Origin of the sequence: Lawsonibacter celer, assembly GCF_014281125.1 — a bacterium.
GTDB lineage: Bacteria > Bacillota > Clostridia > Oscillospirales > Oscillospiraceae > Lawsonibacter_B > Lawsonibacter_B celer.
Genome location: NZ_JACOEA010000001.1, coordinates 345,448 through 366,541 on the forward strand (window position 1 = coordinate 345,448; position 21,094 = coordinate 366,541).

At 61.9% G+C, this 21,094-nt stretch carries 19 protein-coding genes and 2 pseudogenes; 20 read left to right on the forward strand and 1 reads right to left on the reverse strand.

What is annotated here, in order from left to right; translation table 11 throughout:
- Positions 1 to 1,891: 1,891 nt before the first annotated feature.
- From H9Q75_RS13005 to H9Q75_RS01705, 13 genes and pseudogenes are all read left to right on the forward strand, one after another.
- Positions 1,892 to 4,273, forward strand: a pseudogene (locus H9Q75_RS13005) (glucoamylase family protein); the annotation flags it as partial.
- A 231-nt stretch (positions 4,274 to 4,504) separates the two neighbouring features.
- Positions 4,505 to 5,723 (forward strand): annotated as a pseudogene (locus H9Q75_RS13010) (GH36-type glycosyl hydrolase domain-containing protein); the annotation flags it as partial.
- Positions 5,724 to 6,032: 309 nt separating this feature from the next.
- Entirely contained in the window at positions 6,033 to 7,316 is a 1,284-nt protein-coding gene (yfmF, locus tag H9Q75_RS01655) for an EF-P 5-aminopentanol modification-associated protein YfmF (RefSeq protein WP_186564420.1), read from the forward strand.
- A 3-nt stretch (positions 7,317 to 7,319) separates the two neighbouring features.
- Positions 7,320 to 8,600 (forward strand): EF-P 5-aminopentanol modification-associated protein YfmH, encoded by a 1,281-nt coding sequence (gene yfmH / locus H9Q75_RS01660; RefSeq protein ID WP_186564421.1) that lies wholly within the window; start codon positions 7,320 to 7,322, stop codon positions 8,598 to 8,600.
- On the forward strand, positions 8,597 to 9,676 hold the full coding sequence (lgt, locus tag H9Q75_RS01665; RefSeq protein WP_186564422.1) for a prolipoprotein diacylglyceryl transferase: 1,080 nt from the start codon (positions 8,597 to 8,599) through the stop codon (positions 9,674 to 9,676). Before yfmH ends, lgt begins: the two co-directional genes overlap by 4 nt.
- Before the next feature lie 195 nt (positions 9,677 to 9,871).
- On the forward strand, positions 9,872 to 10,801 hold the full coding sequence (locus H9Q75_RS01670; RefSeq protein WP_186564423.1) for a stage III sporulation protein AB: 930 nt from the start codon (positions 9,872 to 9,874) through the stop codon (positions 10,799 to 10,801).
- Positions 10,795 to 11,307, forward strand: coding sequence for a stage III sporulation protein AB (locus H9Q75_RS01675; protein ID WP_186564424.1), 513 nt, complete (start codon positions 10,795 to 10,797; stop codon positions 11,305 to 11,307). Before H9Q75_RS01670 ends, H9Q75_RS01675 begins: the two co-directional genes overlap by 7 nt.
- A 16-nt stretch (positions 11,308 to 11,323) precedes the next feature.
- Positions 11,324 to 11,518 (forward strand): stage III sporulation protein AC, encoded by a 195-nt coding sequence (gene spoIIIAC / locus H9Q75_RS01680; protein ID WP_186564425.1) that lies wholly within the window; start codon positions 11,324 to 11,326, stop codon positions 11,516 to 11,518.
- 2 nt (positions 11,519 to 11,520) lie between these two features.
- Entirely contained in the window at positions 11,521 to 11,907 is a 387-nt protein-coding gene (locus H9Q75_RS01685; protein ID WP_186564426.1) for a SpoIIIAC/SpoIIIAD family protein, read from the forward strand.
- A gap of 20 nt (positions 11,908 to 11,927) precedes the next feature.
- Complete coding sequence (locus tag H9Q75_RS01690) at positions 11,928 to 13,028, forward strand: stage III sporulation protein AE (RefSeq protein ID WP_186564427.1); 1,101 nt, start codon at positions 11,928 to 11,930, stop codon at positions 13,026 to 13,028.
- A gap of 4 nt (positions 13,029 to 13,032) precedes the next feature.
- A complete protein-coding gene (locus tag H9Q75_RS01695) occupies positions 13,033 to 13,530 on the forward strand; it encodes a stage III sporulation protein AF (RefSeq protein WP_186564428.1) in 498 nt (165 codons plus the stop codon).
- The gene (locus H9Q75_RS01700; RefSeq protein ID WP_186564429.1) at positions 13,527 to 14,051 is read left to right on the forward strand and encodes a stage III sporulation protein AG; all 525 of its coding nucleotides are present in this window, start codon (positions 13,527 to 13,529) and stop codon (positions 14,049 to 14,051) included. Before H9Q75_RS01695 ends, H9Q75_RS01700 begins: the two co-directional genes overlap by 4 nt.
- Positions 14,052 to 14,061: 10 nt before the next feature.
- On the forward strand, positions 14,062 to 14,646 hold the full coding sequence (locus tag H9Q75_RS01705) for a SpoIIIAH-like family protein (RefSeq protein WP_186564430.1): 585 nt from the start codon (positions 14,062 to 14,064) through the stop codon (positions 14,644 to 14,646).
- Between the two features lie 51 nt (positions 14,647 to 14,697).
- Here H9Q75_RS01705 and H9Q75_RS01710 read toward each other — a convergent pair whose 3' ends face one another.
- Positions 14,698 to 16,053, reverse strand: a complete 1,356-nt coding sequence (locus tag H9Q75_RS01710) for an MATE family efflux transporter (protein WP_186564431.1) — start codon at positions 16,051 to 16,053, stop codon at positions 14,698 to 14,700.
- Between the two features lie 226 nt (positions 16,054 to 16,279).
- Here H9Q75_RS01710 and H9Q75_RS01715 point away from each other — a divergent pair, with 226 nt between their 5' ends.
- From H9Q75_RS01715 to H9Q75_RS01745, 7 genes are all read left to right on the forward strand, one after another.
- A complete protein-coding gene (locus H9Q75_RS01715) occupies positions 16,280 to 16,666 on the forward strand; it encodes an Asp23/Gls24 family envelope stress response protein (protein ID WP_186564432.1) in 387 nt (128 codons plus the stop codon).
- 155 nt (positions 16,667 to 16,821) lie between these two features.
- Positions 16,822 to 17,304 (forward strand): transcription antitermination factor NusB, encoded by a 483-nt coding sequence (nusB, locus tag H9Q75_RS01720; protein ID WP_186564433.1) that lies wholly within the window; start codon positions 16,822 to 16,824, stop codon positions 17,302 to 17,304.
- Between the two features lies 1 nt (position 17,305).
- The gene (locus H9Q75_RS01725) at positions 17,306 to 18,235 is read left to right on the forward strand and encodes a Kae1-like domain-containing protein (RefSeq protein ID WP_186564434.1); all 930 of its coding nucleotides are present in this window, start codon (positions 17,306 to 17,308) and stop codon (positions 18,233 to 18,235) included.
- Entirely contained in the window at positions 18,235 to 19,428 is a 1,194-nt protein-coding gene (xseA, locus tag H9Q75_RS01730; protein ID WP_186564991.1) for an exodeoxyribonuclease VII large subunit, read from the forward strand. The genes H9Q75_RS01725 and xseA overlap by 1 nt, the downstream gene beginning before the upstream one ends.
- A gap of 42 nt (positions 19,429 to 19,470) precedes the next feature.
- Positions 19,471 to 19,704, forward strand: a complete 234-nt coding sequence (gene xseB, locus H9Q75_RS01735) for an exodeoxyribonuclease VII small subunit (RefSeq protein WP_186564435.1) — start codon at positions 19,471 to 19,473, stop codon at positions 19,702 to 19,704.
- Positions 19,705 to 19,706: 2 nt separating this feature from the next.
- The gene (locus H9Q75_RS01740) at positions 19,707 to 20,588 is read left to right on the forward strand and encodes a polyprenyl synthetase family protein (protein WP_186564992.1); all 882 of its coding nucleotides are present in this window, start codon (positions 19,707 to 19,709) and stop codon (positions 20,586 to 20,588) included.
- 22 nt (positions 20,589 to 20,610) lie between these two features.
- Positions 20,611 to 21,072, forward strand: a complete 462-nt coding sequence (locus tag H9Q75_RS01745) for a divergent PAP2 family protein (RefSeq protein WP_186564436.1) — start codon at positions 20,611 to 20,613, stop codon at positions 21,070 to 21,072.
- Positions 21,073 to 21,094 lie beyond the last annotated feature (22 nt).

A 21,094-nucleotide genomic window follows, 5' to 3' on the forward strand; every position in this document is an offset into this window, starting at 1 on the left:
TATGGGGGAGCGGGAGCGCGCCTGGGTGGAGCGGGCCCGACAGGAACTGGAGACCCTCAATCGGAAATACGGAGGCGGCTTTTACCTTTTCTTTCGGGAGCCCACCTTTCAGAGCGCAGATGAGCGCTGGATGGGCTGGGAGCGCAAGCGGGGCGCGTTGCTGGAGCTGTGCCGCCTGCTGCGCGGGCGGAGGACCGGTCTGAAGGCCCTGTGCGGCGATCCGCGGGCCAGAAAAGGGGTCAAGTTTGTCATCACCCTGGACTCGGACACCGCCCTCAACGTGGGGGCGGCCCGGGAGCTGGCCGGGGCCATGCTTCACCCCCTCAATCAAGCGGAGCTGGACCGCCGCCGCCGGGTGGTGGTCTCCGGATACGGCCTGCTACAGCCCAGGGTTGGAGTGGCCCTGGACGCGGCTAACAAGAGCCAGTTTTCACGCATTTTTGCCGGACAGGGAGGTGTAGACCCATACGGCTCCACCACCAGCGACGTGTATCACGACCTCTTCGACCAGGGCACCTACACAGGAAAGGGAATTTTTGACGTGGACGCTTTCCTGACCTGCCTGGAGGGCCGTTTCCCCGAGAACCGGGTGCTCTCCCACGACCTGCTGGAGGGCTCCTATCTGCACGCCGGGCTGATCGGGGATGTGGAGCTCACGGACAGCTATCCCTATAAGGTCACTTCTTATTTTGCCCGCCTCCACCGCTGGGTGCGGGGGGACTGGCAGCTGCTGCCCTGGCTGGGGCGGAGGGTCCGAAACCAGAGGGGGGAAACGGAGTGCAACCCCATCTCCTCTGTGGCCCGATGGAAAATTTTTGACAATCTGCGACGCTCTGTGTCTCCGGTGAGCACACTGCTGGCGCTTTTGCTGGGCATGTGCGTTTCACGAGGAGACTTTGCCACGGCGGCAGGGGTCGCCGTCCTGGCCGCCGCTTCCCATCTGCTGCTCTCCGGGGCGGAGCTGGCCTTCCGGGGCGGCAAGGGTTTGCGGGAGCGCTACCACTCCACCATCATAGCCGGGTTTGGCGGGGCCATCCTCCAGACCTTGGTTCAGCTGCTCTTTCTGCCGCTCCAGGCCTGGACCTGTGCCAGCGCCGCCTGCACCGCCCTGTGGCGGCAGCTGGTGTCCCACCGGGGAATGCTGGCCTGGGTCACGGCGGCGGATGCGGAGAAGCGGGCGGGAGACGGGCTGCTGTTCCATTACCGGAAGGGGTGGCCGGCTGTGGCGGCCGGGTTGGTGGCGATCTTTTATTCCAGCGTTCCGGCGGGGGCGGCGGCAGGGCTGGTATGGGTGCTTGCACCCGCCTTTGCCTGGGCCATGAGCCGGCCCATTTCGGAGCATCGCCCGGCAGCGGAGACTGACCGGGCCTTCCTGCTCCACCAGGGGGCGCTGATCTGGTCCTTTTTTGAGGACTGGCTGCGTCCGGAGGATCACTGGCTCCCTCCGGACAATGTGCAGGTGCAGCCCAATTTGGGGGCGGCCCGGCGCACCTCGCCCACCAATATCGGCCTGGCCCTCCTGTGCTGCCTGGCCGCAGCCGACCTGGAGTTTCTTTCCCGGGCGCAGGCGGCGGATCGGATCGGGCATATGTTGGATACCCTGGAAAGTCTCCCCAAGTGGAAGGGGCACCTCTATAACTGGTACGACACCGCCGCTGCCGTGCCCCTGTTGCCCCGCTATGTGTCCACTGTGGACGGAGGCAATCTGTGCGCATGCCTCATTGCCCTGAAGGAGGGGCTGCAGGAGTGGGGAGAGGAGAAGCTGGCCCGCCGGGCGGAAGCCCTGTCGGAGGGAATGGACTTTGCCCTGCTCTACGACAAGACCCGCAGGCTTTTCTATATCGGCTATGACGAGGACAAGGAGGCGTTTACCCAGGGCTGGTACGACCTGATGGCCAGCGAGGCCCGGCAGACCAGCTATCTGGCCGTCGCAAAGGGTCAGGTGGAGCCGCGCCACTGGCGGCGGCTGAGCCGGATGCTGGTGGGGGCCGGGGATTATCGGGGCATGGCTTCCTGGACGGGAACCATGTTTGAATACTTTATGCCCAACCTGCTGCTGCCCACGGAACCCAACAGCGCCATGTACGAGTCGCTGGCATTCTGCCTGCGGGAGCAGCGCAGGCGCGGGGCACGCACGGGTACGCCCTGGGGAATTTCCGAGTCGGGCTTTTACGCGTTTGACGCCTCCATGGCCTACCAGTACAAAGCCCACGGCGTACAGCGGCTGGGCCTGAAGCGGGGGCTGGACCGGGAGTTGGTTGTGGCACCCTATGCCTCTTTTCTGGCGCTGCTGCTCTCTCCAGGGCGCGCCGCGGCCAACCTGCGCCGCCTGCGGGACATGGGCGCGGAGGGGAGGTACGGCCTATACGAGGCCCTGGATTTTACCCCGGACCGGCTCAGCCGGGGGCGGAGCGTTGAGATCGTGGCCTCCTTCATGTCCCACCATCTTGGGATGAGCCTGCTGGCGGTGGACAATGTCCTGAACGACGGAATTCTCCAGCGCCGCTTTCTGCGGGACAGCGCCATGGGTGCCTACCGGGAACTGCTCCAGGAGCGCATCCCGGTGGGGGCTGCGGTGATGAAGGTGTTCCAGCGGGAAATCCCTGAAAAGCCAAAACGCTTTACAGATAGTGGATTGATCCGCGAGGAGACCTGGAGCGGGTGTGGGCGGCCCGCCTGCCACTTGGTTTCCAACGGCGCCTATGGGGTGCTGTGCGCCGCTGACGGATGGAGTCGGTCTCAGATGGGGGAGACCGCTCTGACCACCCGGGAGGGAATCTCCTTCTGGCTGCGGACAGGGGGAGAATTGCTTGCGCTGAAGCCGGAGCGCTTCCGATTTGACCAGGGGATCGCCTGGACCGGACGGGCGGGCGGGGTGGACTTTACCCAGCGCCTTCAGGTGCCGGAGCGGGTAAATGGAGAGCTGCGGGAGCTGAGCCTTTGCTGCGCCGGCGGGGAGGCGGTCCGGGGAGAGCTGGTATGCTATCTGGAGCCGGTGCTGGCACGGGAGGCCGACTATCTGGCGCACCCGGCCTTTTCTAAGCTCTTTTTAGAGAGCGCTTATACCGGCGGCGGAGTGCTTTTTACCCGCCGGCCCAGAAGCGCGTCCGAGGGAATGCCAGCCATGGCCGTCTGCTGGGATGGGGAAAACGCCTTTTTCGATACCAGCCGAGAGAGCGCGCTTGGCCGGGGCGGCCGGCGTGCTCTGGCCCAGGCGCTGGAGCGGCCGGCCCAGAGCACGGCCGGGGCGGTGCTGGATCCCTGCCTGCTGCTGCGCATCCCTTTGACCGTTTTGCCCGGAGAAACGGCGCGGCTGCGCTTGGCGCTGGCCGCGTCGGACAACGGCGAGGAAGCTTTGGAGGCGGCAGAACAGCTGCTGGGGCAGGAGGGAAATTTGGAGAACCGCCTGCTGGAGCGCCTGACCGTGGCCTGCCACTTGACAGGGAATCAAACTTTACAGGCATTTCGCCTGCTGGAGCATCTGGTGTTTCCCGCGTACCCTCCCGCCGTTGAGAAGCCGGCGCTCTGGCCCTATGGGATTTCCGGGGATCTGCCCATCGCCATGCTCAGGATCACTGGTCAGGAGGAGGCGCAGGCCGCCTGCTTCTGGCTGGGCTGTCACCGGCTGCTTACCACCTGCGGCTATTCCTTTGACCTGGTGTTCTTATTGGACGAGGGGGGAGATTACCGCCGCCCGGCGCAAGGCGTGCTGATGGATGCGCTGCGCGCCCTCCACTGGGAGCAGCGCTTCGGCGGCCGCGGCGGCGTGCACCTGTCCCCGCCAGACCTGGCGCTGGAGCGGGCGGCCACAGTATGGCTGGACCAATTGGACTGTCCCTATGATGCGCAGGGAAAAGCTGAACAGGAAAACAACTTTACAATTGAACGGGGCGCTCCGATCTGGGAGACCGGGCCGGACGGGACCTTTGTCTTTCACTGCGGTTCCCGCTTGCCGCCAGTGGGATGGAGTCAGATGCTTACCAACGGGGAAATCGGATGGATGACCGATGAGACCGGAGTGGGCCATCTGTGGCTTGGAAACGCCAGGGAAAACCAGCTTACCCCCTGGAACAACGATCCCCTGGCAGTGGGTGGGCCGGAATATTTCTATCTGGTCACAGACGCGGGACGGCGCTCCATTTTCGCCGACGGGGACGGATTACCCTGTACGGTAGCCTATGGTCCGGGGTTTGCCCGCTGGGAAAAGACCTGGGGGGCGCGTACTCTGGTCACCACTGCGTTTATACCCAGGGAGCAGAACCGGCGCGTTCTGCTTCTGGAACTGGAAGGGCCGCCCTGCCAGCTCCTCCACATGAACGACGGGAAAGCTAAACAGCTTTACACGATTGACCGGCAACTGGTTCTGTGCACGGGCATAGATGGAACCGCGCCTCTGGCCCGCGCCCAGGACGTGAAAAAGCAGCTGGGCCATACGGTGATGGAGTGGAATCGCCGGGTGTCGGCCCTGAAGGTATACACCCCGGATGAAAACCTGAACGCCTACCTCAATGGCTGGGCGCTCTATCAAGTGATCGCCTGCCGCCTGATGGGGCGCACCTCCCGCTATCAAAACGGCGGCGCCTATGGCTTCCGGGACCAGCTTCAAGACGCGGCGGCCACCCTGCTGCTCACCGGGGAGTGGGCCAGGAGACAGTTGTTAAAGGCCTGTGCGCACCAGTTTGAGGAGGGGGATGTGCTCCACTGGTGGCATGAAGTGGCGGGGGAGCCTGACCGGGGTGTGCGCACCAGCATCAGCGACGATCTGCTCTGGCTGCCCTTTGTTCTGTGCGACTATCTGGAAAAGCGGGGCGATTGGGCGATTCTGGAGGAGCGGGTTCCCTTCCTGAGCGCTCCGCCTCTGTCAGAGGGGGAGGCGGAGCGGTATGACGCGCCGCAGATTTCCCGGGAAACAGGGACCGTGTACGAGCATGCCCTTCGGGCGGCAGACTGCGTCCTGGCGCGCGGGACAGGGGAGCACGGGCTGCTTTTGATGGGGACCGGAGACTGGAATGACGGCATGAACCGGGTAGGCGCGGAGGGCAGGGGAGAGAGCGTGTGGCTGACCTGGTTTGCCGCCGCGGTGCTGGAGCGTTTTGCCCCGGTGTGCGAGCGCATGGGGGAGCGGGAGCGGGCCGCAGCCCTGCGGGCGGAGACGGCACGCCTGGTGCAGGCCGCCGAAAAGGCCTGGGACGGCGCATGGTTTCGGAGGGGATATTATGACGACGGCACAGCCCTGGGGAGCAATACCTGCGAAGAATGCCGCATCGACTCAATCGCCCAGAGCTGGGCGGCGCTGGTCCCCGGCGCAGACCGGGAGAAAGCCCGCCGGGCGGTGCACTCCGCCCTGGAGGAGCTCTTTGACCGAAGCGCCGGGGTGGTCAAGCTGTTGGACCCGCCCTTTGACCGGAGCGGACATGACCCGGGCTATATCGCCGGCTACGTCCCGGGTGTGCGTGAAAACGGCGGACAGTACACCCATGCCGCTGTTTGGCTAGCCCTGGCCTGTCTGCGGCTTAACATGGCGGAGGAGGGCTGGCAGGTGCTCCGCGCCCTGCTGCCCGCCGGGCATGACCCGGAGATATACCGGGCGGAGCCCTATGTGCTCTCTGCCGACGTGTACAGCAATCCCGCCCATCTGGGCCGGGGCGGCTGGAGCTGGTATACCGGGGCGGCAGGGTGGTATTACCGCACGGCGATGGAGGACCTGCTGGGCTTCCGGCTCCGGGAGGGGCGCCTGTTTCTGGAGCCCAGGCTTCCGGCGGAGTGGCCGGGCTTTACAGCCCTGTGGCGGATGGAGCGGGCGGTTCTTCGCATCTCGGTCCGCCGTACCGGGACCGGGGAGACCCGTCTCAACGGCAGGCGGGTGGAAAACGGTGTGGAATTGACGGCGCTGGAGGGGGAGGCCACGCTGGAGGTATCGCTCTGACGGGGCCGGAGGGAAAACGATCTTTTTTCGGGAAAAGGGTGTCAAACCGAAAAAAGTGATGTATAATACCAGTGTTTCACTAACCAGAGGAAAGGAATGGTAGAGCGTGACCAATGCCACTCGACTGGAACTTTTACCCGGCGTCCATCTGACGGCGGTGCAGACAAAAAAATTTAAATCCAGCGCCCTGGGCGTGCAGTTCCTACTGCCCCTGTCGGCACAGGACGCATCCCTCAACGCGCTGACACCCATGGTGCTCCGCCGGGGCACAGAGCGCTGCCCAGATATGGAATCCCTCTCCGCGGCCCTGGATGAACTCTATGGCGGCTCTCTGGAGCCCGTGGTGCGCAAAAAGGGGGAGACCCAGTGCGTGGGCTTTGTGGGCAGCTTCCTGGACGACGCCTATACCCTGGGCGGCGAGCGTGTGCTGGAACCGGCGGCGGAGTTGCTGGGGGAGGTGCTTCTGCGCCCCTGCACCCAGGACGGCGTGTTTCGCCTGGACTATGTCCGCCAGGAGCAGGCAAACCTAATCGACCGCATCCGCGCCCAGGTCAACGATAAGCGGCAATACGCCCTCATTCGGGTTGTGGCGGAAATGTGCGCGGACGAGCCCTTTGGGGTGGACAAGCTGGGCAGCGAGGCGGCGGCCGCCGCCATTACAGCCGCATCTCTTTGGAACGCCTACCAAGAGATGCTGCGCACCGCGCCTGTGGAATTTTACTACTGCGGCTCTGCGGAGCTGGAGCGGGTACGCAGCGCGTTGGAGCCCGTTCTTCAGGCGCTGCCCGGCGGGGGCGTGCGCCGCGCCCCGGCACGCCCACAGCAGAAGTCCGCCCCGGCTGTGCCCCGGCGGACGGAAGAGGTACTGGACGTGACCCAGGGGAAGCTGTCCATGGGCCTGCGCACGGGCGGCATTGACGTGTGGAGCGGGGAATTCCCCGCCCTGCTGCTGTGCAACGCCCTTTTCGGCGGCACCACCACCTCCAAGCTGTTTCTCAATGTGCGGGAACGCCTCTCCCTCTGCTATTATGCCAGCTCCCAGCTGGAAAAGTACAAGGGCGTGATGCTGGTGTCCTCCGGCGTGGAGTTCGGCAAGGTGGAGCAGGCCGAGGCGGAGATTCTGGCCCAGCTGGAGCAGTGCAGGCAGGGGAGCTTTGAGGACTGGGAGCTGGAGAGCGCCCGCCGCTCCGTGGTGAGCGGCTACCGCAGTATTTTGGATTCCCAGGGCCGGTTGGAGGACTTCTGGCTGGGCCAGGCGGCGGCCGGCATCGACGAAGGCCCGGAAGGGCTGTGCGCACGGCTGGAGCAGGTCACCAGAGAGCAGGCGGCGGCCGCGGCGCAGAAGCTGTCACTGGACACGGTATATTTCCTGAAAGGCAAGGAGGCGTAACCTATGGAGCGCAGAGCATATCCCCGCATCGGGGAACAGGTGTTTCACACCGTGCTGGAAAACGGGCTGCACATCTATGTGGATCAAAGACCGGAATTCCAGAAGAGCTATGCATTTTTTGCCACCAATTACGGCGGCATGGATATGAAATTTCATCTGGACGGTGTTTGGCAGGACACGCCGGCCGGGGTGGCCCACTTCCTGGAGCATAAGATGTTTGACACCGAGGACGGCAACGCCCTCCAGGACCTGGCTGCCAACGGCGCGTCCCCCAACGCCTTCACCAGCTCGGCTATCACGGGGTATTACTTTGAGAGTACGGAGAAATTTGAGGAGAACCTGAAGATTCTGCTCTCCTTTGTCTCCGTCCCGTACTTCACCCAGGAGAGCGTGGACAAGGAACAGGGCATCATCGGCCAGGAGATCCGCATGGTGGAGGACGACCCGGACAACCAGGTGTTCTTCTCCCTGATGGAGTGCTTGTACGATCACCACCCCATCCAGGTCTCCATCGCGGGCACCCAGGAGTCCATCTCCCACATCACGGCGGACACCCTCTACGCCTGCCACAAGGCATTTTATTGTCCCGGCAACATGGTACTCACCGCGGCGGGAAATGTGGACCCGGAGCACATCTGCGCCATTGCCCGGGAGATCCTGCCCGGGGACCCGGGCGGGAGTATTGAGCGGGACTACGGCGGGGCAGAGCCGGAGGCTGCCGCCCGCCCGTCCAAGGAGCTGCGCATGGAGGTCTCCACTCCCATCTTCCAGCTGGGCTTCAAGGCGGACACCGCCCCGGCGGGCCAGGCACGGCTGCGCCAGCGCCTGCTGGGGGAGCTCGCCTGCGAGGCGCTGCTGGGGAATTCCAGCCCCCTGTACGCCAGGCTGTACGGAGAGGGCCTGATCAACAACAATTTCTCCTATGGGTTTGAGTCTTACCCCGGCTGCGCCTTCCTGTGCGCCGGCGGAGAGAGCCAGGATCCCGAGGCCGTACGGGCCGCGGTACTGGCCGAGGCCGACCGCCTGTGCCGGGAGGGCGTGGATGAGGATCTGTTCCGCCGGCTGAAAAAGGGCGTGTACGGAGCCAAGGTGCGGGGACTCAATTCCATGGAAAACACCTGCATTGAGCTGGCTCAGGGGCATTTCGCGCAATTTGATTATCTGGAATTTCCGGAGATCTTTGACTCCATTGAAAAGCCGGACGTGGAGGCGTGCCTGCGTGCCTGGGTAAATGAGGCCCGCTGCGGTCTGGCCGTGGTGCGGCCCAAGGGAGGAGCGGAATGAGCGACGTGACCTTTCCAGGCCTGGGGCTGGAGTTCCATCTGGACCGGGTGGCCTTCCACCTGGGGAGCTGGCCGGTTTACTGGTATGGGATTATTATCGCCGCCGGCTTCCTGCTGGCCGTGCTGTACTGCTCCAGAGTGTCCGGCCGCTTCGGCATCAAACAGGACGACATCATTGATATGCTCTTTTTCGCCGTGCCCCTGGCCATCGTTGGGGCGCGGCTGTACTACATCGTGTTTTATCTGGACCTGTTCAAAAATGAGGACGGGTCCCTGAACTTCGGCCAGATGGTGCGCATATGGGACGGCGGCCTGGCCATCTACGGGGGCGTGATCGCCGCAGTGCTCACCCTGCTGGTATTCTGTAAGGTGCACGGCATCAAATTTCTGGCGTTTGGGGATCTGGGCGTGTTTGGGCTGCTCATCGGGCAGATGATCGGCCGCTGGGGGAACTTTATGAATGTGGAGGCCTATGGCGGCCCCACGAGCCTGCCCTGGCGCATGGGCATCTATGAATATGTGGACGGCGTGGCGCAGTATGTGGAGGTGCACCCCACTTTTCTGTATGAGTCCCTTTGGAATTTGGCGGGCTTTTTGCTGCTGAGCCAAATCGCCAAGCGCTGGCGCAAATTCGACGGGCAGATCTTCCTGAGTTATTTTGCCTGGTACGGAGTAGGCCGCGGTATGATCGAGGGCCTGCGCACTGACAGCCTGTACTTCTTCCATACGCCCATTCGGGTGTCCCAGGTGTTCGGCTTTGTGACCGCGGCGGTGGCCATTGTGCTTCTGATCTGGAATCTGGGCGTTCGGAAGCACGATCCCGCTCAGCTGTGGGTCAACCGACAGAAGGACGCCGGAAAGCCAAGGCGTGTCGCCTTGGTCTATTTGGAGGGAGACGCGGCGGCCAGCGCTTGGGCAGAGCAGCAGAAAAAGCGCTTTGCCGAGGGCAGCTACCTGGAGGAATACGCCCTTCCGGCGGATACCCCCGGCGGGGAGCTGACGGAGCTGGCCGCCTCCCTCAGGGACCGGGCGGATCTGGATGAAGTATTGCTGTGGGAGAAGCCGGCGGCTCGATAAAACAAAAAACAGCATACGACGACAGGCGCCGCGCAGCTGCGGCGCCTGTCGTCTTTATAGAAAAAGTTGAAAACAACCCGGCCCGTTTGAAAAAACGGGCCGGGTTGTTTTCGCTGCGGCTGTCATAAAGGTGGACAGCCCCTCATAGAATGTGCCAGTATCAAGCCTCAAACAGGACGAAGGACGTGAGTACGAATGACAGATCTGGCAGGAGACATGCGCTTTCTGCAGGCAGCGGCCCTGCTGCCCCACCGCTTGCGCAAGCCATTGGAGCGGCTGGGGGAAGAGGACCAGCACCGCGCGGAGGAAATCCGCCTGCGGTGCGGCAGGCCGGCGAGCCTGGTATTTCCGGAGGGGGAGCGTCCCTTTCCGGGCGGCGGGGACCTGGTGACAGCAGGGGATCTGTCCCTTGTGCTGGAGATTGCCACCCAGGCCTCCGCCCACACGGCGCTCTCCCAGGTAAAAAACGGCTTTTTTACGGTTCGGGACGGGCACCGGATCGGGATTTGCGGCAGCGCTGTGGTGAAAAACGGCGGGATTTACAACCTGCGGCAGATATCGTCACTGGCCATTCGGATTGCCCGTGAGGCAATCGGAGCTGCGGCGCCGGTTGCGGACAAGCTCCTGGAGCATGGGCGGCTGAGAAGCACCCTGATTCTCTCACCGCCCGGCTGGGGAAAGACCACACTGCTGCGGGACCTGATCCGTATGATATCGGATGGAGACGGCATGTCGCCCATGAGGGTAGGCGTGGCCGACGAGCGGGGAGAGCTGGCTGCGGTATGGGAGGGAAAGCCGCAGCTGAATGTGGGGGCCCTCACGGACGTGATGGACGGCTGCCCAAAGGCGGCCGGACTGCTGATGCTGCTCAGGGGAATGAACCCGCAGGTTCTCTGCGCGGATGAGATTACCGCGCCGGAGGACGCGGCGGCACTGGAGATGGCGGCCAACTGCGGCGTGGTGCTTCTGGCGACCGCCCATGCGGAGGGGAAAGAGGATCTGTATTCCAGACCGCTCTACCGGCGCCTGTTGGAAGGGAATACCTTCCAAAGACTGGTAAGCATCGAGCGCACACCGACCGGCCGCGCCTTTCGGGTGGAGAAGCTGGGGGAGAAGGCATGCTGAAGCTTTTGGGGCTGCTGCTGACCGCGGCCGGCGCAGCGGGCGTCGGGTTTTCCGCCGCAGCCGGGCTGAGCCGCCGGGTGCGCACACTGCGGGACCTGCTGGGGGCGCTGGAGCTGATGGAACGGGAGATCGCCTTTCAGCTCACGCCGATGGACGAGCTGTTTGCCCGGTTGGCCCAGCGGACTCCGGAGCCCGCCGGGGCGTTCTTCGCCCGCTGCCGCAGGGGACTGTCCAGCTTGGGAGAGCGATCTCTGTCCCAGATATGGCGGCAGGCGCTTACGGAGGTCTCCCTGGGGCTGGACGCCCAGACGCTGGATACCCTGGCCGGGTTGGGTGATTTGCTGGGCCGCTATGACGGAGAAGGACAAAAAGAGGCTCTGGAACAGGCCCGGCTCCAGCTGTGTCAGGATCTGCGGCGGGCGGAAGAGGACCAGGCACAGCGGGGGCACATGTACCGGGTGCTGGGACTGACCGCCGGGGCCTTTCTGGTGATCGTTTTGTTGTGAGGGAAGGGAAAGCAATATGGATGTGGATTTGATTTTCAAGATTGCGGCCATCGGTATTCTGGTATCTGTGCTCAACCAGGTGCTCTCCCGCTCCGGGCGGGACGAGCAGGCCACCATGACCACCTTGGCGGGCCTGGTGGTGGTGCTGATGATGGTGGTGCGGGAGATCAGCAGCCTATTTGAGCTGGTAAAAGACCTCTTTGGTCTGTAGCCATGGAGGATGCGCTGAAGATTTGCGCCATCGCCGTGGCAGCCGCGCTCTGCGCGGTGGTGGTAAAAAAACAGACTCCGGAAATCGGTATTGTCCTGACCCTGGTGGCCGGAGCCATCATTTTGGGCCTTTCTCTGGGGGCGGCGGAGCGGGTGCGCAGTCTGATGGATACGCTGGCGGATACCGCTGGCCTGTCGCCGGCAGTGCTTGCTCCAGTGATCAAGACAGCGGGCATTGCCATCGTGACCCGGATCGCCGCTGAGGTGTGCCGCGACGCAAAGGAGAGCGGCATGGCCTCCTTTGTGGAGACAGCGGGCGCCATGCTGGCGCTGGCCGTGTCCCTGCCCCTGCTGGAGGCGGTGCTGCGCACCATTACCGGATTCCTGTAAGGCGGAAGAGAGGAGTACAAATGAAACGGATCGTTGCGCTGGCGGCAGCACTCCTGCTATGCGCTGGCTTTGGCACAGCCTCTGCGTCACAGGTGGTGTCCGCCCAGTCGGAGGCGTTGGATTTAAGCGGACTGCAGGAGGCTGCGGGCGGGGTGCTGCCAGATGCGGATATCGAGACCGGGATCAGCCTGGATGAGGGGATTGCGACGATCCTGGACACGGGCAGCGAACAGCTGCCCGGCGTGTTCCGGAAGGCGCTGCGCAGCGGCGTGCTGCTTTTGGCCGTGGTGCTGCTCTGCGCCCTGGCCGAAGGGCTCTACGCAGGCTCCGGCGGAAGTCAGGCGGTGGATGTGATCTCTGTCGTGGGCGCGCTGGCTATTACGGCGCTGGCGGCTGCGGACACCCACTCCCTCATCGGACTGGGCCGGGAGGCGTTGGACCGCATGAGCGGATTTTCCAAGGTGCTGTTGCCCACAATTACGGCGGCCGCCGCCGCCAGCGGATCGCCCGGCGGAGCGGCGGCCCGGCAGGTGGCCACGATGCTCTTTTCGGATGTGCTCATGACCCTGATCACCAGCCTTCTGCTGCCTCTGGTCTACGCCTATATCGCCGCCTCAGCGGCCTATGCCGCCGTGGGGAACGAGGGGCTGAAACGGATCGGCGGCACACTGAAATGGGTTGTGACCTCGGTGTTGACAACCGTGCTTCTGCTCTTTGTGGGGTATCTGACGGTGAGCGGGGTCATCGCGGGCACGGCGGACGCGGCCACCATCAAGGCGGCGAAATTCACCATGTCCAGCATGGTGCCTGTGGTAGGCGGCATCCTGTCCGACGCGGCGGAGACGGTGCTGGCCGGGGCTGGAATTCTGCGCAACGCTGTAGGTGTATTCGGCATGCTGGCGGTGCTGTGCATGTGCGTTGCACCCTTCCTGCAGCTGGGGATTCACTACCTGGCCTATAAAATAACCGCAGCCCTGAGCGCGACCGTATCCGCCGGGCGGATCGCCGGGCTGATTGATGCCATCAGCTCCGCCTTTGGGCTGGTATTGGGAATGACAGGTGCCAGCGCGCTGCTGCTGCTGGTGTCCATGGTGTCCGCCATTACGGCGGTTACGGGGTAAGGCTATGCTGGAATTGATCCGAAGTTGGCTGATTGGCATCACCTGTGCCGCAATGATTGTGGCGCTGGCCGAGGGACTGACGCCGCCAGGCGCTATTCGAAAGGTGGGAAAGCTGACCGGAGGGCTGGTGCTGCTGCTGGCGATTCTCCAGCCGATACTGGGGCTGGACGGCGCGGCGTTGACCCGCTCGCTGACCGAATACCGGCTGGATCTGAGCGCGTACAGTGACTCGCTGGAGGAGGAAAACGGGGAATTGATGAAAGAAATCATAGCCGAGCAGTCGGCCGCATATATTGTGGACAAGGCGGCGGAGCTGGGAATTTCCTGTCAGGTCACGGTGGAGACGGTGCAGGATGGGGATTACCCGGTCCCGGAGACGGTTACGGTCATTGGTGAGCTGGACATGGCGCAGCAGGAAGCGCTGAAGCGGCAGATTGAAACGGATTTTGCCATACCGGCGCAGCGTCAGTATTACAAAAGCGGAGGAGAGGGCAAGGGATGAGCAGGGAAGCATTGGGCGTCTGGGGAGCACGTCTGAAAACAATCTGGTCGAAATATAAATTTGTACTGCTGGTCATCCTGGCTGGAATCGTGCTTCTGGCCATCCCGTCTTTTGGAGACCAGGTGCAGGAGACAACTCCAGCGGCTGTGGAAACAGTGGACGATTTCAGCGTGGAGACCATGGAAAGCAGACTGGCGGAGGCGCTGTCCCAGATTGAGGGTGCGGGGGAAGTACGGGTTGTTCTGACAGTAAAGAGCGGCGCCCGCCGCATTCTGGCCCAGGATGGAAAGACCACGCAGAAGGACGGACAGGTGGATTCCACGATCAGTACGGTGATCATTTCCAACGGAGACCGCAGCGAAGAGACCGTAGCCCTCCAGCAGCTTTCGCCGCAATATCAGGGTGCGCTTGTGGTATGCTCTGGCGGGGATGACCCGGCGGTGCGCCTGTGTTTGTCGGATGCGGTCTCTGCCCTGACCGGGCTGGGAGCGGACAAAATATCAATCTGTAAAGGAAAGTGAGGACAAGAAGATGAAGGTATGGAAACGGAACGCGGTGGTGGCGGCAATCGTGCTTTTCGTATGTGCGGCTGTCTACCTAAACTGGTCCTATCAAAAGGACGGGGATACAGCGGATGTGGGGAAGACGCTGGGCCAGGCGACCCTGGTAGGGGGTCAGAGCAGCGATCCGCTGGTCAGTACAACGCCTGCGGCCAGTCCGGATGCCACCGCGTCTCCCGCTCCGGAGGCGCAACAGAAAAGCGGCTATTTTGCATCTGCCCGGCTGAATCGGGAGCAGGCCAGGGACAGTGCGCTCTCCCTGCTGCAGGAGGCGGCCAGCGGTGAGAATGCGGATGAGGCCATGAAGGAGGAGCTGGGCCTGGCCATCCAAACGCTGGCCGATTTCACCGTTTCTGAGGCCCAGATCGAAAATCTGGTCACGGCAAAGGGATATGCCGACTGTGTAGCCTTTATCGGAGACGACAGCATCAGCGTGGTGGTGGCTGCGGCTGAGGGGGAATTGGGCGAAGCGGATATTGCCAAGATTACGGAGATCGTGACCGGAGAGACCGGCTATCCGGCCAGCCAGATTAAAATTATTCCCACACAGGAGTAATCAAAAGAGGGAGACCCGTTCGTTCGGGCCTCCCTCTTTTGGAGACGAAATCTAGGTTTCCCTGCCGCTTCCGAGCGGGAGTCTGCGCTTCCAAAGGCCGGAGAAATACATCAGAAGGGAAAGGACAGCGCCGCTGACCCAGCCAATACCCCAGGCCAGGCCGATTCCCGCAGCGCCCAGGGGTTTTATGAGCAAAGCCACAAAAAGCACGCGAAGCGCCAGATCGGTAAAGGTTGAGCTCATAAACAATCCCATGGCGGCCGCTCCGCGGATCACTCCGTCTGTGATGACCTTGGCGGCTACGGCGAAGTAGAAGGGCGAGAGAAAGCGCAGGATGAGTATGGCGGTCTCCATTGAGGTCTGGCTCGCGTCGGAGGAGAGAAAAAGGCCGACACACAGTCTGCCGCCCAGGCAATAGGCGGCCACGAAGGGCACACAGAGCAGGATTCCCAGCTGCACTGCGCCGCGCAGGCCCTGGCGTACCCGGTCCAACCGCTCCGCGCCGATGTTTTGGGCGGAATAGGCGGACAGGCCGTTCCCTACCGCCATATAGCAGGATACGGCGATATTGTTCAGCCTCGTGGCTGCTGTAAAGCCGGCGATGACGCTCTCTCCATAGGCGTTGACGATACCCTGGATCATGATGTTGCCGAGAGAGACAAAGAGCTGCTGCAGAACGCTGGGGACAGCCACCAGAAAAAGGCGTCGGAACAGGGGCGGGGAAAAGCGCTCATAGGGTCCCTCCGCAGGCATGGCGCGCAGCCGGCGCAGCAGTGTGCTGACGGCCAGTACGCAGCTAAGTCCCTGGCACAGAAATGTGGCCCAGGCCACACCGGCGACGCCCATGTTAAAAGCGGTGACAAAAAGAATGTCCACTCCAATGTTGGACAGGGAGGAAAACGCAAGAAAATAAAAGGGGGATTTGGAATCGCCCAGAGCGGAGAAAATACCGGTGGCCACGTTATAGAAAAAGACAAAGGGCATGCCTGCGGTATAAATGCGAAGATAGAGCAGTGTGCTGCCAAAAATAGCTTCCGGCGTCTGAATCAGTTGGAGCAGCGGTTCCAGAGAGAAAAAGCCAAACAGCATCAGCAGGCCGCACATCACGCCAAAGGAGAGAAATGCCGTACTGACGGCCGATTTTACGCCACGGATGTCTTTGGCGCCGAACAGCTGCGAAATAATCACGGAGCAGCCGATGTTGCAGCCGAAGGCAAAGGCGGTATAGATCAGAATAATTTCCGAGGCGTTGCCCACGGCGGCCAGCGCCTGTTCGCTGATAAAGCGGCCGGCCACCACACTGTCCGCCAAATTATAAAGCTGCTGAAAAAGAACACTTCCCAGCAGAGGAAGCGTATAGAGCCAGAGCACTTTTTTGGGTGATCCGACGGTCAGATCTCGATTCACCAGGTCATCCCTCCCGAATTTTGTATTTTAGCACCGTGATCGCCTGAATACAACTATTTTCTGCACGGGGAAAAGAGAGGGAAAAGAGAAGAGCTGAGCGGTCCGAAAAATTAGTTGTAATTTCCGGCGGTTGTGGTACAATAGCCTTACGCAGTGAGCACAGGCGGAATTGCAGCTGCGCCTGTGGCGCAATGGCAAAGACTGAAGCAGAAGGAGCGTGAGGGCAATGGCCGACGCAAAGGAGTACATCTCCCGCCCAGATGAGCTGGGAAACATCCATATATCGGAAGAGGTGCTGGCGGTAATCGCCGCCGCCGCCGCCCTGGAGGTAGAAGGAGTTGGTGGGCTCTCCGCCAATCTGGGTACCGATCTGGCCGAGCTGCTGGGTAAAAAGAACCTGGCGAAGGGTATCCACGTTGCCGTACAGGAGGAAAGCGTCCGGGTAGACGTATCCATTCTGGTCAAATATGGGTATACGATTATGGATGTGGCCAAAGAAGTTCAAAATGCAGTATATAACGCGATTGAAAATACCAGCGGCTTGAACGTGGAAAGCGTAAATGTCCATGTGGCAGGGGTGGCTTTTGTGCGTGAGGGCGGTAAGCTTTCGTAAATCATTCGACGTGGCGGGGTGGGACAGCAGGTCTCATCCCGCTCTTTTTGTCGTGTAAATGGAATTTACTCTTTCTTTTTTATACAGGACTGTTGTATAATACGATTATCTATGAATATCAGCTGCGGGCAGAAGCCCGCCTTGGAGGAAATCACATGACCAGAACTGCCGCCCGGGAGATTGCCGTCCACTTCGCCTTCGAACTGGGTTTTACCAATCAGACTGCACAGGAGCTGCTGGACCAGGCGCTTACCCGCAGCACCTTTGAGCAGATTGGGGAAGAGGAACCCCTTTACGCCGAGTATCCCAATGAGGCACAGCGCACCTATATCTGCACACTGGTGAAGGGCGTGTATGAGCACAGCCCGGAGCTGGATGACTGCATTGCAAAGTATGCCATCGGCTGGAATTTTTCCCGGCTCAACCGGGTCGCCATTGCCATTATGAGGGTGGCAATGTATGAGATCCTGTATATGCAGGATATTCCGAACGCCGCCGCCATCAATGAGGCGGTGGCCCTGACCAAGCATTACGAGACGGACGAGGTGGCCTCCTTTGTCAATGGCATTCTGGGCTCCTTTGTCCGCAACGAGTGCCCGCCTGATCCGGTGCATCCCAGGCCGGAGGCACAGAACTGAAATGCGCGTACTGGGGATTGACACGAGCAACTATACCACCTCCGCGGCGGTGTTTGACGGGGTAGAGGGTGAAAATACCGGCCGCCTGCTGGAGGTACGCCCCGGGGAATTAGGGCTTCGCCAGTCAGATGCGCTGTTTCAGCACGTGAAGCAGCTGCCTGGCTGTTTTGCTCAGCTCCACCAGGCCGGCTGGCTGGATGGTCTGGCCGCCGTAGGTGCCAGCACCCGACCCCGCGCGGTGGAGGACTCTTATATGCCCTGCTTTTTGGCGGGGGAGAGCCAGGGGCGCGTATTGGCAGATGTGCTGGGCGTACCATTTTGCCCGGTGTCCCACCAGCAGGGGCACATCGCCGCCGCCGCCTGGTCGGCAGGCCGGCTGGAACTGCTGGATGCGCCGATGCTGGCTTGGCATCTGTCCGGCGGCACCACCGAGCTGCTCTATGTAGAGCCGGATGGGAGCAATGTGAGGGCCGAGCGGATCGGCGGCACCAGCGACATCTCCGCCGGGCAGCTCATTGACCGTACCGGCGTGCTTCTGAGTCTGGACTTTCCGGCGGGAAGGGCCCTGGACGAGCTGGCAATGCGAGGAGCGCCCTGTAAAGGGTATCCGGTCAAGTGCAGCGAACTGACCTTCTCCCTGTCTGGAATGGAAAATCAGGTAAAGGCGAGGGCGGCCCAGGGGGAACCCCGGGAGAATGTGGCCCGGTTCGCGCTGGAGACAGTCGTGCGGACCGTATGCCGCGTGACAGCTGCTGCGTTGGAGCGCTTTCCGGGCCTGCCGGTGCTGTGTTCGGGTGGGGTGGCAGCCAACCGCCTGCTGCGGGAACGGCTGCACCATGCGGTGTTTGCTCAGCCCGGGTATTCCACGGATAACGCCATGGGCGTGGCGGTTTTAACCTGGAGGCAGTTGAGAGAGGCGGGGAAGTGTTGATCGGACAAGAGCAGATTTACAGTGTCTCCCAGGTAAACCAGTATATTAAGGGCCTGCTGGACCGTGATCGGGTGCTGGCCGGCCTTTTTGTGCGGGGAGAGATCTCCAACTACAAGGTCTATCCCTCAGGGCACCATTATTTCTCCCTGAAGGACGAGTCGGGGGCTATTCGGTGCGTCATGTTCCGGCGGGAGGCCATGGGGCTGCGCTTTCGCCCAGAGAACGGCATGAAGGTGATTGCCTTCGGTCGGGTGGCGGTGTTTCCACGGGATGGGCAGTACCAGCTCTATTGCGGGGAACTCACCCCCGACGGGGTGGGGGACCTGCATGTGGCTTTTGAGCAGCTGAAGTCCAAGCTGTACCAAGAGGGCCTTTTTGACCCGACCCATAAAAAGCCCCTGCCGCGTTTTCCGGGGCGGATCGCCCTGATTACCTCCTCTGCGGGCGCTGCGGTGCGGGACATGATCCGTATTCTGGGGGCCCGCTGGCCTATGGCGCAGGTCCTGGTTCTGCCGGTCCGGGTACAGGGGACGGAGGCTCCCGGCGAGCTGTGCGCCGCCATCGCCTGGGCCAACCGCTATCAGGTGGCTGATTTGATCATTACCGGCCGGGGCGGCGGCTCCATGGAGGACTTGTGGGCCTTCAATGATGAGCAGGTGGCCCGGACCATCTATGCCTCGCATATCCCGGTGATTTCAGCCGTGGGACATGAACCGGATGTAACCATAGCGGATTTTGTGGCCGATCTGCGGGCGGCTACGCCTTCCAATGCAGCGGAGTTGGCGGTTCCGGATCAAAATGAGCTCTATGCTCAGCTGGAACAGCTGGGGCGGCGGCTGGGGAAGGCGATATCCCACCGGCTTGAGGGCGCACGGGCGGAGCTGGCGCGCGCTGAGGACTGCCGCGCCCTGCGCAGCCCCCTGCGCTATCTGGATGAGAAGCGTCAGTTGTTGGACTATCAGCAGACCCGTCTGGCCCATGGCCTGTCCGCCTCTGTGGGTCGGGAGCGGGAGCATTTTGCCCGCCTGGCCGCCGCGCTGGACGCAATGAGCCCGTTGAAGGTGCTCAGCCGCGGGTACGCAATCCCGCGCAGAGAGGACGGAGCGGTGGTCCGTTCCGTGAGGGAGGCCGCAGCTGGAGACCGGCTGGAGCTGCAGCTGTCAGACGGAAAGCTGGACTGTGAAGTGCAGTGAGCACGTAGAAAAGACGGCGGTCCTGAGAAAGGATGTTAGTATATGGCAGAGAAGAAGTGGAGCTTTGAGCAGGCAATGGCCCGTCTGGAAGAGATTGTGCGTCAGCTGGAGCAGGGGGACGCCCCCCTGGATCAGGCTCTGGCGCTTTTTGAAGAGGGGACCGGCCTGATAAAAAAATGCTCCGGCATGCTCGACAAGGCGGAGCAGAAGGTGAGCAAGCTGTTGGCCGGACCGGACGGCGCGCCGGAGGAACAGCCCATGGAGGGAGAGATTTGACCATGACCTGTGCGCAGAGACTGCAGGGCCACCGTGAGCGGGTGGAGGCTTGGCTGAAAAACTGTTTTGACGGACGGGAGCCCAGGGGGGATCTCTATGACGCCATGCGGTATAGTCTGCTGGCTGGTGGAAAACGGATCCGTCCCGTGCTGTTAATGGAGGTCTGCCGCATGTGCGGCGGAGCGCCGGAGCAGGCGTTGCCCCTTGCAGGGGCGATTGAAATGGTGCATACCTATTCCCTGATCCATGACGACCTTCCCTGTATGGACGACGACGATCTGCGCCGGGGCCGCCCCACCAATCACAAGGTATACGGCGAGGCCACCGCGGTGCTGGCGGGCGATGCTCTGCTGACTGCTGCCTTTGAGACCGTACTGGCGCGGGAGACCGATCTGCCTGCCCAGCGGGTGCTGGAGGCCGCCGACTGCCTAGGGCGCGCAGCCGGAGCCAGAGGTATGGTGGGCGGACAGATTTTGGATATGGCGGGCGAGGGCCATGCCTTGGGCTTAGCTGAAATAGAAGAGCTGCAGCGGCTCAAAACAGGCGCGCTGATTATGGCGGCGGCGGAGATGGGATGCATTGCGGCGGGCGGCACGGAGCTGCAGCGCGCTGCAGTGCGCCATTATGCGGAGCGTCTGGGACTGGCGTTCCAGGTGCGGGACGATATCCTGGATGTGATCGGGGACGAGGCGACGCTAGGAAAGTCCGTGGGCTCGGATGTGAAAAGTGAAAAAAGCACGTTTGTCACGCTGAAGGGGCTGGACGCCTGCCGCACACTGGTGGAGCAGCTGACCGAAGAAGCAAAGCAGGCGCTTTCCGTCTTCGGCGCGGAGGCTGATGCCCTGTGCTGGCTGGCGGATTCTCTCTCCCAACGGGAGAGTTAGAGCCACAGAAGGAGTTTTCGCAATGAAAAATGCGGTTGAGTTTCTCACTGGAAATCTGATTCTGAATCTGTCAATTGTGGCTTGGGCACTGGCGCAGATTATTAAATTTGTGGTCACATTGGTCACAAAGCGTAAGCTGGACTTTCGCCACATGTTTTCTAGCGGTGGGATGCCCAGCTCTCATTCATCTTTTGTCAGCGCCTGTGCCTCGTCCATGGGATATATGTATGGATGGACCTCGCCCCACTTTACGCTGGCTGCGGTAGTGGCAATTGTAGTCATGTATGATGCGGCCAATGTACGCCATGCGGCGGGGGAGCAGGCCAAAATTCTGAATTATATTATGGACCATTGGACGGAAATGAAGCCTGCGCTTTTCGGAAAAGAATTAAAGGAGCTTCTGGGACATACCCCTTTGCAGGTGTTTGCGGGGTGTCTCCTGGGAATCTGTGTAGGACTTTTAGGCGCGTGGCGCTTTGCATAAAAAACCGGCCGGATGCCGGGAG

Excerpts from the sequence above, each read along its gene's own strand:
- yfmH (WP_186564421.1), top strand. The coding sequence starts at position 7,320 with ATGGAGCGCAGAGCATATCCCCGCATCGGGGAACAGGTGTTTCACACC.
- nusB (WP_186564433.1), top strand. The coding sequence starts at position 16,822 with ATGACCAGAACTGCCGCCCGGGAGATTGCCGTCCACTTCGCCTTCGAA.
- spoIIIAC (WP_186564425.1), top strand. The coding sequence starts at position 11,324 with ATGGATGTGGATTTGATTTTCAAGATTGCGGCCATCGGTATTCTGGTA.
- H9Q75_RS01700 (WP_186564429.1), top strand. The coding sequence starts at position 13,527 with ATGAGCAGGGAAGCATTGGGCGTCTGGGGAGCACGTCTGAAAACAATC.
- H9Q75_RS01725 (WP_186564434.1), top strand. The coding sequence starts at position 17,306 with ATGCGCGTACTGGGGATTGACACGAGCAACTATACCACCTCCGCGGCG.
- H9Q75_RS01675 (WP_186564424.1), top strand. The coding sequence starts at position 10,795 with ATGCTGAAGCTTTTGGGGCTGCTGCTGACCGCGGCCGGCGCAGCGGGC.
- H9Q75_RS01740 (WP_186564992.1), top strand. The coding sequence starts at position 19,707 with ATGACCTGTGCGCAGAGACTGCAGGGCCACCGTGAGCGGGTGGAGGCT.
- H9Q75_RS01690 (WP_186564427.1), top strand. The coding sequence starts at position 11,928 with ATGAAACGGATCGTTGCGCTGGCGGCAGCACTCCTGCTATGCGCTGGC.
- H9Q75_RS01705 (WP_186564430.1), top strand. The coding sequence starts at position 14,062 with ATGAAGGTATGGAAACGGAACGCGGTGGTGGCGGCAATCGTGCTTTTC.
- xseB (WP_186564435.1), top strand. The coding sequence starts at position 19,471 with ATGGCAGAGAAGAAGTGGAGCTTTGAGCAGGCAATGGCCCGTCTGGAA.
- H9Q75_RS01715 (WP_186564432.1), top strand. The coding sequence starts at position 16,280 with ATGGCCGACGCAAAGGAGTACATCTCCCGCCCAGATGAGCTGGGAAAC.
- H9Q75_RS01685 (WP_186564426.1), top strand. The coding sequence starts at position 11,521 with ATGGAGGATGCGCTGAAGATTTGCGCCATCGCCGTGGCAGCCGCGCTC.
- H9Q75_RS01745 (WP_186564436.1), top strand. The coding sequence starts at position 20,611 with ATGAAAAATGCGGTTGAGTTTCTCACTGGAAATCTGATTCTGAATCTG.
- lgt (WP_186564422.1), top strand. The coding sequence starts at position 8,597 with ATGAGCGACGTGACCTTTCCAGGCCTGGGGCTGGAGTTCCATCTGGAC.
- H9Q75_RS01695 (WP_186564428.1), top strand. The coding sequence starts at position 13,033 with ATGCTGGAATTGATCCGAAGTTGGCTGATTGGCATCACCTGTGCCGCA.
- H9Q75_RS01670 (WP_186564423.1), top strand. The coding sequence starts at position 9,872 with ATGACAGATCTGGCAGGAGACATGCGCTTTCTGCAGGCAGCGGCCCTG.